The 13,979-nt window shown below is 45.4% G+C and carries 16 protein-coding genes; 8 read left to right on the top strand and 8 right to left on the bottom strand.

Features of this window, described 5'->3' with window-relative positions; all coding sequences use genetic code 11:
* Positions 1–165 precede the first annotated feature (165 nt).
* From pyrH to LEPTO7376_RS01585, 3 genes are all read left to right on the top strand, one after another.
* Positions 166–888, top strand: a complete 723-nt coding sequence (gene pyrH / locus LEPTO7376_RS01595; protein WP_015132549.1) for a UMP kinase — start codon at positions 166–168, stop codon at positions 886–888.
* Positions 875–1,423 (top strand): ribosome recycling factor, encoded by a 549-nt coding sequence (frr, locus tag LEPTO7376_RS01590; protein WP_015132548.1) that lies wholly within the window; start codon positions 875–877, stop codon positions 1,421–1,423. The genes pyrH and frr overlap by 14 nt, the downstream gene beginning before the upstream one ends.
* A gap of 82 nt (positions 1,424–1,505) precedes the next feature.
* Entirely contained in the window at positions 1,506–1,766 is a 261-nt protein-coding gene (locus LEPTO7376_RS01585; protein ID WP_015132547.1) for a DUF6439 family protein, read from the top strand.
* A 16-nt stretch (positions 1,767–1,782) separates the two neighbouring features.
* Here the strand turns inward: LEPTO7376_RS01585 and LEPTO7376_RS01580 are convergent, their stop codons facing one another.
* From LEPTO7376_RS01580 to LEPTO7376_RS26140, 3 genes are all read right to left on the bottom strand, one after another.
* Positions 1,783–4,314: a mannose-1-phosphate guanyltransferase gene (locus LEPTO7376_RS01580; protein ID WP_015132546.1), complete on the bottom strand. Its 2,532-nt coding sequence runs from the start codon at positions 4,312–4,314 to the stop codon at positions 1,783–1,785.
* Between the two features lie 377 nt (positions 4,315–4,691).
* The gene (locus tag LEPTO7376_RS01575) at positions 4,692–5,600 is read right to left on the bottom strand and encodes a dioxygenase (RefSeq protein ID WP_015132545.1); all 909 of its coding nucleotides are present in this window, start codon (positions 5,598–5,600) and stop codon (positions 4,692–4,694) included.
* A 28-nt stretch (positions 5,601–5,628) separates the two neighbouring features.
* Positions 5,629–5,802: a hypothetical protein gene (locus LEPTO7376_RS26140; protein WP_160148361.1), complete on the bottom strand. Its 174-nt coding sequence runs from the start codon at positions 5,800–5,802 to the stop codon at positions 5,629–5,631.
* Here LEPTO7376_RS26140 and pyrC point away from each other — a divergent pair.
* Both pyrC and LEPTO7376_RS01565 read left to right on the top strand, forming a co-directional pair.
* On the top strand, positions 5,802–6,833 hold the full coding sequence (gene pyrC / locus LEPTO7376_RS01570) for a dihydroorotase (RefSeq protein WP_015132544.1): 1,032 nt from the start codon (positions 5,802–5,804) through the stop codon (positions 6,831–6,833). The two genes, LEPTO7376_RS26140 and pyrC, sit on opposite strands and share 1 nt — an antisense overlap.
* Positions 6,834–6,989: 156 nt before the next feature.
* Complete coding sequence (locus LEPTO7376_RS01565; RefSeq protein ID WP_015132543.1) at positions 6,990–7,847, top strand: IS982 family transposase; 858 nt, start codon at positions 6,990–6,992, stop codon at positions 7,845–7,847.
* A gap of 36 nt (positions 7,848–7,883) precedes the next feature.
* On the opposite strand, the gene mtnA is transcribed toward LEPTO7376_RS01565, so the two are convergent.
* Both mtnA and LEPTO7376_RS01555 read right to left on the bottom strand, forming a co-directional pair.
* The gene (gene mtnA, locus LEPTO7376_RS01560; protein WP_015132542.1) at positions 7,884–8,930 is read right to left on the bottom strand and encodes an S-methyl-5-thioribose-1-phosphate isomerase; all 1,047 of its coding nucleotides are present in this window, start codon (positions 8,928–8,930) and stop codon (positions 7,884–7,886) included.
* Between the two features lie 83 nt (positions 8,931–9,013).
* Positions 9,014–9,676, bottom strand: coding sequence for an HAD family phosphatase (locus tag LEPTO7376_RS01555; RefSeq protein ID WP_041764679.1), 663 nt, complete (start codon positions 9,674–9,676; stop codon positions 9,014–9,016).
* A gap of 133 nt (positions 9,677–9,809) precedes the next feature.
* On the opposite strand from LEPTO7376_RS01555, the gene LEPTO7376_RS01550 reads away from it, so the two are divergent.
* Positions 9,810–10,040 (top strand): hypothetical protein, encoded by a 231-nt coding sequence (locus LEPTO7376_RS01550; RefSeq protein ID WP_015132540.1) that lies wholly within the window; start codon positions 9,810–9,812, stop codon positions 10,038–10,040.
* Here the strand turns inward: LEPTO7376_RS01550 and LEPTO7376_RS01545 are convergent.
* On the bottom strand, positions 10,037–10,780 hold the full coding sequence (locus LEPTO7376_RS01545; protein ID WP_015132539.1) for a 16S rRNA (uracil(1498)-N(3))-methyltransferase: 744 nt from the start codon (positions 10,778–10,780) through the stop codon (positions 10,037–10,039). The two genes, LEPTO7376_RS01550 and LEPTO7376_RS01545, sit on opposite strands and share 4 nt — an antisense overlap.
* Positions 10,781–10,958: 178 nt before the next feature.
* Here LEPTO7376_RS01545 and LEPTO7376_RS01540 point away from each other — a divergent pair, with 178 nt between their 5' ends.
* A complete protein-coding gene (locus LEPTO7376_RS01540) occupies positions 10,959–12,338 on the top strand; it encodes an NAD(P)/FAD-dependent oxidoreductase (protein WP_015132538.1) in 1,380 nt (459 codons plus the stop codon).
* Positions 12,339–12,573: 235 nt separating this feature from the next.
* Here LEPTO7376_RS01540 and LEPTO7376_RS01535 read toward each other — a convergent pair whose 3' ends face one another.
* Entirely contained in the window at positions 12,574–12,870 is a 297-nt protein-coding gene (locus LEPTO7376_RS01535) for an antibiotic biosynthesis monooxygenase (protein ID WP_015132537.1), read from the bottom strand.
* A 106-nt stretch (positions 12,871–12,976) separates the two neighbouring features.
* Here LEPTO7376_RS01535 and LEPTO7376_RS01530 point away from each other — a divergent pair, with 106 nt between their 5' ends.
* The gene (locus LEPTO7376_RS01530; RefSeq protein WP_015132536.1) at positions 12,977–13,417 is read left to right on the top strand and encodes a MarR family winged helix-turn-helix transcriptional regulator; all 441 of its coding nucleotides are present in this window, start codon (positions 12,977–12,979) and stop codon (positions 13,415–13,417) included.
* Here LEPTO7376_RS01530 and LEPTO7376_RS01525 read toward each other — a convergent pair.
* Positions 13,341–13,805, bottom strand: coding sequence for a methyltransferase domain-containing protein (locus tag LEPTO7376_RS01525; RefSeq protein WP_041763096.1), 465 nt, complete (start codon positions 13,803–13,805; stop codon positions 13,341–13,343). The two genes, LEPTO7376_RS01530 and LEPTO7376_RS01525, sit on opposite strands and share 77 nt — an antisense overlap.
* Between the last annotated feature and the right edge of the window lie 174 nt (positions 13,806–13,979).

Here is a 13,979-nt window from a genome sequence, read left to right as displayed (position 1 = left end):
TAGAAATATCTGTCCCTTAATAGTAATAAAATCAGGTTCTCTCTGGGGCGATCGCCAATCTCAAAAGGCTAAGTAAGGCTAAGAATAGTTGCCTCCGTTGTCCATTACGAAAAGCTGGTATTTTAATGGAGGCAAAAAGCAAATGAGATAGAAACGGGGCGACCGATGGGATACCAACGTGTACTTTTAAAGTTAAGCGGTGAGGCATTGATGGGGGATCTCGGCTACGGGATTGACCCAAAGATTGTGTCTGATATTGCCCGGGAAATTGGAGAGGTCGTTGCGAGTGGTGTGCAGCTCGTGGTTGTGGTCGGCGGAGGCAATATTTTTCGGGGAGTACAAGCCTCGGCAAAAGGTATGGATCGCGCCAATGCGGATTATATTGGCATGATCGCAACAGTAATGAATGCGATGACCTTGCAGGATGCTCTCGAACAAATTGATATTCCCACTCGCGTACAGACGGCGATCGCCATGCAAGAAGTGGCAGAACCTTATATTCGTCGTCGAGCAATTCGTCATTTAGAGAAAGGACGCGTTGTGATTTTTGGCGCTGGCTCTGGTAACCCCTTTTTTACTACCGATACCACTGCGGCGCTGCGGGCAGCTGAGATTGATGCAGAAGTGATCTTTAAGGCCACAAAGGTCGATGGGATTTATGATAGTGACCCCGCAAAAAATCCTGATGCAAAACGCTACGAAAGCTTGACCTATACCCACGTTCTAGCCAATGATCTAAGGGTAATGGATGGTACGGCGATCGCCCTGTGCAAAGAAAACGATATTCCGATCATGGTGTTCAATCTCTTTGAAAAAGGCAATATCGTCCGCGCTGTCAAAGGTGAACCAGTTGGAACAATTGTGGGAGGTTCCTGTGCAGTTAAATGAACTCAGAGACAACATGAAAAAAACTATTGATGCGACCCAACGGTCTTTTAATAGTTTAAGAACCGGTAGAGCGAGCGCAGCACTTCTCGACCGAATTACAGTGGAATACTATGGTGCAGATACGCCCTTAAAGTCCTTGGCTAGCATCACGACGCCAGACTCTAGCACGATCATGATTCAGCCTTTTGATAAAGGCAGTGTCAGTGATATTGAGCGGGCGATTTCGATGTCTGACCTTGGGTTAACGCCCAATAACGACGGTACGATTGTCCGTTTGAATATTCCCCCTCTCACGAAAGAACGCCGTAAAGAATTAGTGAAAACAGCCAGCAAATTGGCGGAAGAAGGTAAAGTCGCGATTCGGAATATCCGCCGTGATGCGATTGATGATGTGCGAAAGCAAGAAAAAAATAGTGATATTTCTGAGGATGAATCCCGCGATTTACAGGATGACGTTCAGAAGATCACAGATGAGTTTACTAGCAAAATCGATGAGCTACTCAAAGTCAAAGAAAAGGACATTATGACCGTCTAATTTCTAGACTTGATATGATAGCGGGAAGGCTTTTTAGTCTTCCTTTTTTTATTTGTAATGTAATTAATCTGGATGTAGTGCTATGGAAGTTTTAAAGTCAGAGTTAACAACCCACGACAGTTTAGAGCTTGCCGAAGCCCTTGCCGCAAAGTTGGTGATCGCCCCGAATGATTGGCACCGAATGAAAGGGAATCGCAAAGCCCAAGCCAGTCAGCAACTCTCCGCAGCCCTTGTTTTTTTGTTGAATGATAATCCCAAAGCCGCATTAACCCATCTCCAGCAAGCAACTGGTTGGCTCGATAAAAGCTTGTCTGCTCCCCGATGCCCTGACCATAATCGCTAGAGTTCGAGTTCGTTCATTAGACGGTCAGTTGGCGACCACTTTGCTCATGGGTGATAAATGCCTGAACCTGCTGGCGATATCTCCAGATGGTTTTCTCTGACCATTCGCGGCTATTACTATTCACGAAAATATGAACAAGGGGTTCTCCTGCATCCGGCAGAATCAAGGCCCAATTATCGGACACCGGATCAACAATTTTTACCCCATCAATCAATTCCAAATTGACATCATCATGGGTCTCGACCAGATGACGCATTAAAGATCCCTTGATTCGCCATGGACAACGCAGCGTAAACGACTTGTGATAAACCGTTGGCAGTTCTACCCGAATCTGTCCCAGCGATCGCTCCTGAATCGTCAACATCTCAATTAATTTGGCGATCGTAAACATCGCATCAAAACCTGGGTGCAACTCCGGAAAAATAAATCCCATATCACCACTGCCACCCATCACCACGTTTATATTATTGCGACAGGCTTCCATCAGCGCTGTGGGATTTGCTTTTGTTCTAACCACTTTCGCATCATGGCGACGGGCAATTTGTTCTACCGCGCTTGACGCATATACAGGCACAACCACCGTACTGCGGGGATTGGAGGTTAGGAGAATACTGGTCATTAGAGCCGTTAAACTTTCGCCAATAATCGCTAAACCCGTCTCATCTACAAGGGTTAATTGCTCACCATTGCCTGCAACTTGTACGCCCATACTGGCACGTAACGCTTCCACCACATGGCCGAGTTGCAACAACAGCAAATCCTTTTCCTGACCCAGTAATGATGTTTGCTTCAAACTGGCATTCAGCACAATTGCATCACAACGGAATTTGGAAAGTAGACGAGGTAGTACCGCATTGGCAACGGCATAGGCATAGTCAATCACGACTTTAGAGCCACTATTTGTGAGTGCACCCACATTTAAATACTGTTCAAACCTCTGGCTATAGATGTCTACCACTTGGGCAGGCATTGCCATATCACCAATTTCTGTAATCGAAACCCGTCGCAAATCCTCTTTAAAGTAAGTGCCCTCAATTTTTTTCTCCTTTTCTTTAGAGATATTGATCCCTTGGGCATCGATAAATTCGATCAAGATATGATCGCGTCGTTCTGGATGGAGGCGCACATGGATGCCGCCTTCCACATCGAAAATGGTGGCCATTGTTCGGGCGATGGGAATAGCCGTAGCCTGTAGATTTTGAATATTAATGCCTGCTGACATCAGCCCTGCAATGAGTGACCGACTTACCATCCGAGAGACGCTGCGCTGATCACGGGAGACGATGACCGTTGCACCAACTCTAAGCGTTGAACCATAGGCTGCTCCTAGTTTGACGGCGAATTCTGGGGTGATATCAATATTGGCGAGTCCAGCGACACCCCGCTGCCCAAATAAATTTCGGTGGGCAGTATTGCCCCAAATGAGATTGATATTGAGAATAGCTCCGGCTTCAACCCGTTTATTTGGCCAAATCCTGACGCCCGTGCCGATATGAGCTTCTTCTTCAACGGTGGACAAAGCACCAATGACTGCTCCTTCAAGGACATGGGCACGGCGATCAACGCGGCTACCTCGAACAATGGTGCAGGCACTGAGATGAACTTCCTCGCCCAGCATGACGCCATTCCAGAGAATGGGTCGTTTGAGATCGGCGTGAGAGCCAACGGTAACGTTATCGCCAATTACGGTGCCGGATTCGAGATGCACTCTCGCACCGATACGGCAGTTATCGCCAATCATTACTGGAGGCTGAATCTTGGCAGTGTCATCAATAAAGGTATTTTGGCCAACCCATATGCCTGGCGATCGCTCTGTGTATGCATATTCCACTTCAACTTTACGTTCGAGGGCATCATATTGGGCGGTGCGATACGCCTCAAGATGGCCAACATCACACCAATAGCAATCCTCTGCAACATAGCCATACATCGGTTCACTATTTTGGAGGAGGAGTGGGAATAAGTCTTTCGAGAAATCGCACTCTTTGTTGTCAGGGAGATATTGGAGAACGTCAGGTTCGAGGATATAAGTGCCAGTATTAACGGTGTCGGAAAATATTTCGCTGGTAGATGGTTTTTCGAGGAATCGACAAATTTGGTGGTTATCGTCGGTGATCACTACGCCAAATTCAACAGGATTTGGAACGCGAGTAAGGATGAGGGTGGCTTTGGATTGTTTTTCGCGATGGAAGGCGATCGCCGCCGTGAGGTCAAAGTCAGTAACACTATCGCCACTGATCACGAGAAAAGTATCAGTGAGTAGCTCTTGGACATTTTTGACGCAGCCTGCTGTGCCGAGGGGTTGCTCCTCCTCAATGGCGTAGTGCATCTCGACCCCGAATTCGCTGCCATCCTGAAAATAATCCCGCATTACATCCGGCTCGTAATGGAGCGTTGCAATGACTTCGGTGATGCTATGACGTTTTAAAAGATTGATGATGTGTTCCGCGATGGGACGATTTAGCACGGGCACCATCGGCTTTGGTATATTGCACGTTAATGGGCGCAATCTTGTTCCTGCTCCCCCTGCCATCAAAATTGCCCGCATACTATTCAACTCTCCCGACGCTATTTGTCGTCCATAGTGGTTGGAGAAGACAGCTTGACCGGATTTATCTTGTCTAGCCCAAGAGATTTTGGACAAATATTTATATCTTCATCACACCAAACAATTACAACGCAGGTCAGAGGTCTCTAATGGCATTGTATGCGGTGTTTTTCGGGACTGGGAGCAGGATAGAGAAACTCGACAATTTTATTAAAGAAATGAGGGTTGGGTGACTTTAGGTTGTTATGTAAGCAATGTATTAAAAGGGCTATTAGGTTGCTGGGTAAGGATTTTTTTCAAATCCGACCGAGCATAACTTAATAGCCTTTCGATAAAGTATTTTGGATGGCGATCGCCACACCTATTTTTCTAAGAATCTATTTTGCAAATTGAATATCAAGGGTGCGCATATAAATTTGCATCCCTGCATCCTGTACTGGGAAGACATAGGCATCTTCATCGGATTCGTTGTGGTGGGAATGCCATAGACCAGGGGGCGTGACAAAAACGCTATTAGGTTCCCATTTCATTTTGATGGGATTGATAATGTTGCCTTCGCCATCAAGGGATTTGCCAATAAGGGTATAAGTATCTTCCTTCGCCGAAACCGCTAAGTCGAGAGCGATGGAGTTGTGGCGGTGAGGTTTTTGGGAAGAATGGGGCGGCACAAGATTGTATAGCGACCACATGGTATGGGTGACTGTGCGGGTGTCTTCACTCTCAGGGTTACCGAGAATAACGCCATTTCGGTTGAGGTTGCGACGGATGCCTTCTTCCCGAATACGCTCAATTTCGCTCGTCAAAAATTCACCAGAATAAAAGGCTGGTTCAAAGCGAGGCGTGGTGGGCTGAACGCCTAAATAAGCTAGCATCGGCGAATCATGCACCCAATACAACGCCGCATCGTCATCGGCATAGTGGGTCACGCCAGTGTTCATCGGCAGAGTGAAAGAATCACCTTTGCGCCATTCGAGAGTGCCATATTCTGTTTCGGTGCGACCAGAACCGCGCATCACATAAAAGACTTCGGAACTCGCTGCGGCGATCGCCTCAATCTGTTCTCCAGTTTTAATGCGAATGAAATTGGCGAGGAGATTAGGAGTTGTTGCGGGGTAACTTGTGCCTAGTTCAGTGGCGAGGTCGAGGGGAATAATGCGTGTCTCACCCGATTCGTGGAGGCTGGCAGGAAAAGCACGGATAGGTACAGCAGTGAGGGTTGGATTTGCTGCTTTGTGATATTCCCAACTTAAAGCCGTTTTTTGCCAAGTCGCATTGGTCAAATTCATATTGCCACTCTCACGAAGATAATCGTTATTAGGAAAAAAATTTCTCCCCGACAGCCCAGTGAAACAGTGTTGATAACGCTGGAGCAGACCGAAGAGATTCTTTACCTAAGTTAACACGCATGACAGCAGAAACTGTACGGATTGCAACAAAATCTCTGATTGCTCCAATAAGGGCGATCGCCCCTGATTTATAATTCTGCAATGGAAAATTTGACGATTACTCGGCCAGACGATTGGCATCTACATTTACGGGATGGCGAGGCGCTCAAGGCTGTTCTACCGGATACTGCGAGGCAATTTGCGCGGGCGATCGTCATGCCAAATCTCAAGCCTCCGGTGCGGACCGTTGCTGATGCGAAATCCTACCGTGATCGTATTCTTGTGGCGTTGCCAAAGAGCGTGAACTTTGAGCCGCTAATGACGCTTTACCTTACGGACAATACAAATCCCGAAGATATTATTGCCGCGAAAGAATCTGGGTTTGTCAAAGCCGTTAAATATTATCCTGCGGGCGCAACAACAAATTCTGACTCTGGTTTAACAGATATTCGGAAGGGCGATCGCGTATTTGAAGCGATGCAGGAAGTTGATTTACCTTTGCTGTTACATGGAGAAGTAACCCACAGAGATGTGGATGTATTCGATCGCGAGAAAGTTTTTATTGAGCAATATTTGATTCCGCTCAAAGAAAGATTTCCGAAATTACGAATTGTGCTGGAACATATCACCACTGAGAATGCAGTGAAGTTTGTTCTATCGGCCGATGAGCGAGTTGCTGCAACCATCACACCTCAACATCTTCTGTTAAATCGCAACAGCATTTTTCAAGGTGGCATCCGTCCCCACTATTACTGTTTGCCTATCCTCAAACGGGAAACTCATCGTCAAGCTCTCATCGAAGCTGCAACATCTGGAAACCCTAAATTTTTTCTTGGAACAGATAGTGCACCCCATGCCCGTGATCGCAAAGAAACATCCTGTGGCTGTGCAGGCTGTTATTCGGCGCTTCATGCAATGGAGTTGTATGCAGAAGCCTTTGAAAGCGTAGATGCTCTGGATAAACTTGAGGCCTTTGCCAGTTTCCATGGGCCAGATTTCTATGGTTTGCCTCGCAATAATGAAACAATCACATTAACGAAAAAAACTTGGCGTATTCCCAATGAGTTACCTTTCCCGGATTCTGGCCTAGTGCCGTTGCGGGCAGGGGAAGAACTGACGTGGCAAATGGCATGATGCTTGCAATGCCAGCTCTAAGTTAGTTGCGACGTTATTTAATATCCCCTTCATCGCGTTCAGTAAAAGACCTATTTGAACGTGAGTTCTGGATAAGGGAAGAAAAGGAGAAAGCCCATATCGTGGAAATTGATAACCAATCCACGGCTCTCTCCCATGCTCAGTTTAGATGCTTTGTTTTGTGATGTTGATGATTTCTGTCAAATCTTGGAACCTCTGTGGCAGCAACAGTTATTGACATCTACGAAAAAATATCGTCGTCGCTCTAGAAGCCTGAGTCTGAGCGAGATGATGACAATACTAATCGCCTTCCATCAATCTCACTATCGTAACTTCAAGCATTTTTATCTCATCCATGTGCGTCACTATTGGCGACCAGCTTTTCCGAGAGCCGTGAGTTATCAACGTTTTGTGGCATGGATACCCTCAACTTTGATTCCTCTATGCGTCTATCTGCGTCACTGTTTTGGACAATGTACAGGCATTAGTTTCATTGATGCCACCAGTATCAAAGTCTGCCACAATCGCCGCATCTCTCAGCATCGCGTTTTTGATGCTCATGCCGCTCGAGGAAAAACCTCTGTGGGATGGTTCTTTGGCTTCAAACTCCATCTAGTGATTAATGACCGAGGAGAACTACTCAATGTACAAATTACGCCGGGTAATATTGATGACCGAAAGCCTGCATTGGAGCTTTTGCAGGATTTATTCGGCAAGGTTTTTGCCGATAAAGGTTATATTTCACAGACCTTGAGACAGTATTTGCACGAAGAGCATCATGTGACTTTACTCGCTAAGCCTCGCCGCAATATGAAGAATCACCTGATGCTTTGGCAAGATAAGCTTTTGGCTCGTAAGCGAGCGTTGATTGAAACGGTCATTGACCAACTGAAGAATATTTCTCAGATTGAACATTCTCGTCATCGTAGCCCAGCCAACTTCTGTGTCAACTTGCTTTGTGGACTCATTGCCTATTGTCATCAACCTAAGAAACCTTCCCTCAAGCTTGATTAGAGCTTCATTTCTTTATCCAGAACTCACGTTATTTGACTAGGATTTCAAGGTGATTAAGTCATTCGGTTCAAACACACCATGCTCGGTGATAATGCCTGTAATCAAATCGGCTGGCGTGACATCAAAAGCTGGATTATAAAAGTCCACACCCTCTGGGCAAATTCTGGTGTCACCCACTTGGTAAACTTCTGCCGTATCTCTCTCTTCGATAGGGATTTGGCTACCGTCACTCAAACTAAAATCAATGGTTGACAGGGGCGCTGCGACGTAAAAAGGAACGTTATGGGCTTTGGCCACGATCGCCAAACTATAGGTGCCAATTTTGTTGGCAGCATCACCATTTGCCGCGATCCGATCTGCGCCAACTACAACGATATCAATCATCTTTTTCTGCATACAGTGGGCAGCCATATTGTCGCAAATATGGGTTACGGGGATACCTTCCTGCACACATTCCCACGTGGTTAATTTCGAGCCTTGTAATCTCGGACGAGTTTCATCGGCAAAAACTCTGTCTAAACGTCCTTCTCGCCATGCTGAGCGAATTACCCCAACAGCTGTACCATACCCTGCCGTTGCTAGGGCTCCAGCATTGCAATGGGTGAGGAGGGTTAATGGTTTTGATGTATCGGGTAACGCGGTTAAACCATAGTCTCCAATGGCTTGGCAGGTGGCGACGTCGTTTTGATGGATTTCTTTGGCTGTGGTTAGGAGGAGTACTTTGATGGCTGCAACGGATTCTGTTTTTGCTGCTGTTTTTGCAGTTTCTAAAACTCGGTTAATAGCCCAGAATAGATTGACCGCAGTTGGTCGCGTCTGGCTCAAAACGGAGGCGATCGCAGCCAATTCCTCTAGAAAAATTGCTGGATCATCAGTCTCAATGTCCCTTGCTCCGAGGTAGAGACCATAAGCCGCTGAAACACCGATTGCTGGGGCCCCTCTTACCACCATCGTTTTAATCGCTGCGGCCATCTCTTGATAAGTGTTGATTTCGAGGATTTCGTATTTGAGGGGAAGCACTCGTTGATCTATTAGCAAGACGCGCTCATCTTGCCACTGGATTGGGTTAATCGGCTTATTCATATCTTTTATTCGAGAAGGCTATGGGAAATAGCTTGCCTTAATTTCATCCCACAGCAAAATATAGACTCACTCAATCCTTCTGGTTAAGCGATCGCCGAACATTTCTCTGCGAAAGATTGCAGCCACTCTAAATCCATAATTGTTTCATTTCGAGTGACATGATAAGTCTGTAAACCTAGTTGATTTGCGCTCTTGATGTAAGCCACCGTATCGTCAATAAATAATGTTGTGGCTGGGGTTAAAGTTTGTTCGTAGATGACCCGTTGGAAGAAACTGTGATTTGGTTTGCGATCGCCCGTGTGATGGGAATAATAAGCCTTTTCAAATAGTTGATCGAGATGCTCATAACGATCGCCACACGTATCTTGGAAAATCTTGTCAAAAGCGAGTTTATGAATTGGATTTGTGTTCGATAGCAAAAATAAACGCTTGTGTTGGCCGAGGGTTTCGAGCAACTGAATTCGACTCAATGGAATATCCATCAACATTGCATTCCAAGCATTATCGAGGTCGGCATCACTACAATCCAAGCTCAAAATTTGCCGTAGCCCTTCCCGAAATTCCCACGCTGGAATTTGTCCCTTTTCAAAGGCATCAAATAGCTCTACTTGCCTGTCTTGACTATAAGGAAATTCTTGATCCTGACCATGCAACGCATTAAACGCCAAGATCATGCGAGGGTAATCAATATTTAAAATCACCCCACCGAGATCAAAAATAATCGCGTCGATTTTACTTAAATCCATAAGTTTTGCGGTTACCATTTGTTCTCAAACTTGATTTTACCAATTTCCAAAAATACATTGAGTAAACTTCTAAGGCGATCGCCGAATATCTCCGCTACCATGGCCATTAGGAATTTTTTGGGAGAAAAACGAGATGAGTGAAGCCACAGATTTTGTCACTGCGATGCACGATGATCTCGGGGAACATTACCAGCGCCTAATGATGAAGCATAAGGGAAATATTTCTGCGGATACTGCCCTCCATGTTGCTGCAACTCTGACTGCTGCCCAAAATAATGCTGCTTATATGAGCATGCTCCAGGATGAAGTGATGACCCTCCGTAAGGCGATGATTGCAATCGAAAAATCACGTCAAAAAGCCTAGAAGTCCTCTGCCCCCTTATAAAGTCTCTCGGTAGAAAGTGTCGCATTTGCAATAGATATTGTTGTGATTGCTGCTGTCACAGCCCTGAGGATTGACCTGCCTAAAGATACAGTTTCCATACCTTGGGCGATCGCCTGTTCAATTTCTTTGTCTGTCCAGCCCCCCTCTGGCCCAATACAAAAAGACAACTTAGAAGAATGTTTTGATGGTGGACTCGCTACGAGCACATCAAGTAAATGCTTAGATTTAGCTCTAGCTGCACAGAGATAATGTGGATGCTCAAGACTGTCTAGATAATCAGTAAACTTTAGCGGTGTCAGGATCTTGGGCACAAAAGCACGTTCCGATTGTTCTGCTGCCTCCGTCGCAATTTTTTGCCAGCGTTTTAATTTATTTGCACTCGGTTTCAGAATCGTTCTCGCGGAAATAATAGGTGTAATGCGAGTGACCCCCAGCTCCGTACAACAGCGCACCACCTCATCAAATCCAGATTTTGGCAGTGCCGCCACTAGATGAATTGGTCGAGATAATTCAGTTTTAAAAATATAAGGCTCTAATAGATTAAGCGTTTCCTCTGAAGTTAATGCCGCCAGCCAACCTTTGCCGCAACCATCCAAAACAATTAGGCGATCGCCAGGACGTAACCGTAACACACTTAGCAGATAATGTCGTTGCTCATTCGTTAAATTAACAATAGAAGCATCGCCAAATTGCTCTGGCGTAATTACCAATCTCTGCATAATCTTCGTTTGTCAAAAATCTGAAGTAACACTTCTTTCTGTCACTCACCACAATGGATAAGAAGCTAAGTGCCCAAGCTTTCTATAACTTTGGATAGATCTCTGTTAGTATTTATACCTAATCAATTTTCTTAACAAAAATTTAGATATTTTCTTAACCTCTCACCCAGTCTAACCCATGGTAAGCACTCAACTCCCAGACCTAACCCCCAAAACAGATAAGCACAAGGTTGTCATTATTGGTGGTGGCTTTGGTGGTCTATATGCCGCAAAAACCCTTGGTAAAAATGGTGCGGTAGATGTCACGCTAATCGATAAACGGAATTTTCATCTTTTTCAACCCCTCCTCTATCAGGTGGCAACGGGGACATTGTCTCCCGCTGATATTGCGTCACCACTTCGAGGGATCTTAAGCCGTAACGAAAATACCCATGTTTTGTTGGATCAGGTGCAAGATGTTGATCCAGAGACAAAAACTGTGGTGATGACAGAGGGTACTGTTCAGTACGATAGCTTGGTGGTGGCGACAGGTGTGAGTCACCATTACTTTGGTAATGACCAGTGGAAACCCTATGCGCCAGGTCTAAAGACTGTTGAAGATGCCCTTGAAATTCGCCACCGAATTTTTGCGGCGTTCGAGGCAGCGGAAAAGGAAACAGATCCTGCCCTACAACAAGCATGGCTCACCTTTGTGATTATTGGTGGTGGCCCGACAGGTGTGGAATTGGCTGGGGCGATTTCAGAGATTGCCTATAGTGTCCTGAAAAAAGATTTTCGGAAGATCGATACGGCAAAGGCAAAGGTGATTTTATTGGAAGGGATGGATCGGGTATTGCCTCCCTATGATCCTTCGCTTTCCGCAAAAGCGCAGCAGTCTTTAGAATCCCTTGGTGTTGATGTCCAGACGAGTAGTTTGGTTACAAATATTGAGGGCGATCGCGTCACAGTGAAGCAAGGTGAAGAGCAATTAGAACTTCACGCGAAAACGATTGTTTGGGCCGCAGGTGTCAAGGCATCTGGTATGGGTAAGGTTTTGGGCGATCGCCTAGATGCCAACCTTGATCGAGCTGGTCGAGTGATTGTGGAGCCAAATCTCAGTGTGGAAGGCTATCCCGATGTGTTTGTCATTGGTGACCTTGCCAATTTCCCTCACCAAAATGAGCGTCCCTTACCAGGAGTTGCTCCTGTGGCAATGCAAGAAGGTCAGTATGTTGCAAAGCTGATTAAACAACGCATCCAAGGTAATGAGATGGCACCTTTCCGTTACACAGAAGTGGGAAGTCTAGCGGTTATTGGTCAAAATGCAGCGGTTGTTGATTTGGGCTATGTGAAATTCTCTGGATTCCTTGCATGGCTAGTCTGGATTTTTGCCCATGTTTACTATCTGATCGAATTCGATAACAAGATGGTGGTCATGATTCAGTGGGGCTGGAACTATTTCACAAGAGGTCGTGGTGCTCGTCTGATCACTGGTGAAAAAGATCTAGCGAATGGCTTTAAGCTTTACCAGGATTATGCCGAGAAAGATACTAAGGTAAACGTTAAAGTCGAAGCCTAAATGATTGGTGCGTTGGTTAACTTTTGAGCTAATTAATTTTTGGAGAGAACCCTAAGTCAAATTCGTTCTTGACTTAGGGTTTTCGCTGAAAGATTCTCCAATATCCTTGTTTTGGCGATTAGGGACAGAATTAATTATCAATGTTAGAAATCAATTACCAGGCCGCGACAATTGATTGTCCATTCGGATATGCTTGACCTCGTCGCTCCAATGTAGTGCCATTTGTCGTTTTGCATCACGTCCGGATTACTTCATAAAGCCCAGGGTAATGAGGAAAAAGCTCTTTTTCTGGTTCTGTGAGCGATTTGAATTCGTCGCTGTTAACGACATTTGCAAAGTGCTCAGCACTCTCCCATTCTGCGATATTGACGAGTCCAAAGCGAGCCCCAGGAGAAACAGATTTATGTAGGCGCGTGGAAATAAAACCTGGCTGTGATCGCATATAGTCTGCCGCCAGTTCCCAGTAACGAATCGCTTCGTTTTCTTTGTCTGCTGGAAACTCAAAAGAATTGATCAGTATAATGTGGCTCATGGCATTCTCCGATTTAATATTTTTAGAAATCTGAGTTGATTGACAGCATGCTGTCAAGTTAAGTATCCTGTGTTGACAACATGCTGTCAACTAACAAGGGGCAATCATGCACACAAAAGAAGGCGAAGTGTTTACGCAAATCGTTCTTGAAATATTTAGGCTCAACGGTCTGCTCTTGGCTGAAGGTGATCGAATTACTGAACCATTTGGGCTATCGAGTGCCCGTTGGAAAGTCCTAGGCGCCGTTGCGATGTCGAAAATGCCATTGACAGTCGCGCAAATCGCCAAGGAAATGGGTCAAACCAGACAGAGTGTGCAGCGAATCGCAGACCGAATGGTGGAAGGTCGTTTCTTTACCTGGGCGGAAAATCCAGCGCATAAGAGGGCAAAGTTGCTGCAGTTATCAGCATTCGGGCGACAGGTATACCAAAAGCTAGATTCCGCTCAAGCACCGTGGGCTAACGCTGCGGTTAAGCAGCTTGACTTAACTGAACTGGAACATACGTTGGGTGTCCTTCATGAGTTGGTGAAACATTTTGAAAAATAACATGATGTTCACAGCATTCCGGGGCGATTGCACAGAAACACGTATGTTCGAATAAATAATCAAAATAACCTTTGTGAGTTTTTTCTAAATTAAAGATGTCCTGCTCTAAAGTTGTTAAGGAGACTTCTTTCTCTTGTGCAAGTTCTTCTGTTGCGGCGATCGCCGATGGTGCGAAATCTACCGCTGTTACCGCAAGACCTTGATCGGCCAGAAAAACTGCATCATGACCTCTCCCACATCCCAAAACAACAATCTTTCCCGATGAAGGGGTGATCGTTCCTTCAAAAAAAGCAACCAAAGGCGGTGTCGGCTGACCTAGATCCCAACGATATTCTGCTGTGCTATATTTTGTTTCCCAAAAAGATGACTGTTCAACTGACTTAGACATGATTTGATTTTGGAACTTTTAAGTGTGGCTGAGGATTTCATCGAAATTCTCCCTCCGTTGATATAGAAACACAGAAAATAAAGATTATTTAGTCGTGGATCTAAAATATTCAATTTAAAACCATTTATCATATTCTTGTGAATCCTATTACTTCTAGACGATTGCTGGTGATGC

Origin of the sequence: [Leptolyngbya] sp. PCC 7376, assembly GCF_000316605.1 — a bacterium.
Lineage (GTDB): Bacteria > Cyanobacteriota > Cyanobacteriia > Cyanobacteriales > MRBY01 > MRBY01.
Note: the sequence above shows the minus strand (reverse complement) of the source record. Positions and strands in the feature narration are given on the sequence as shown.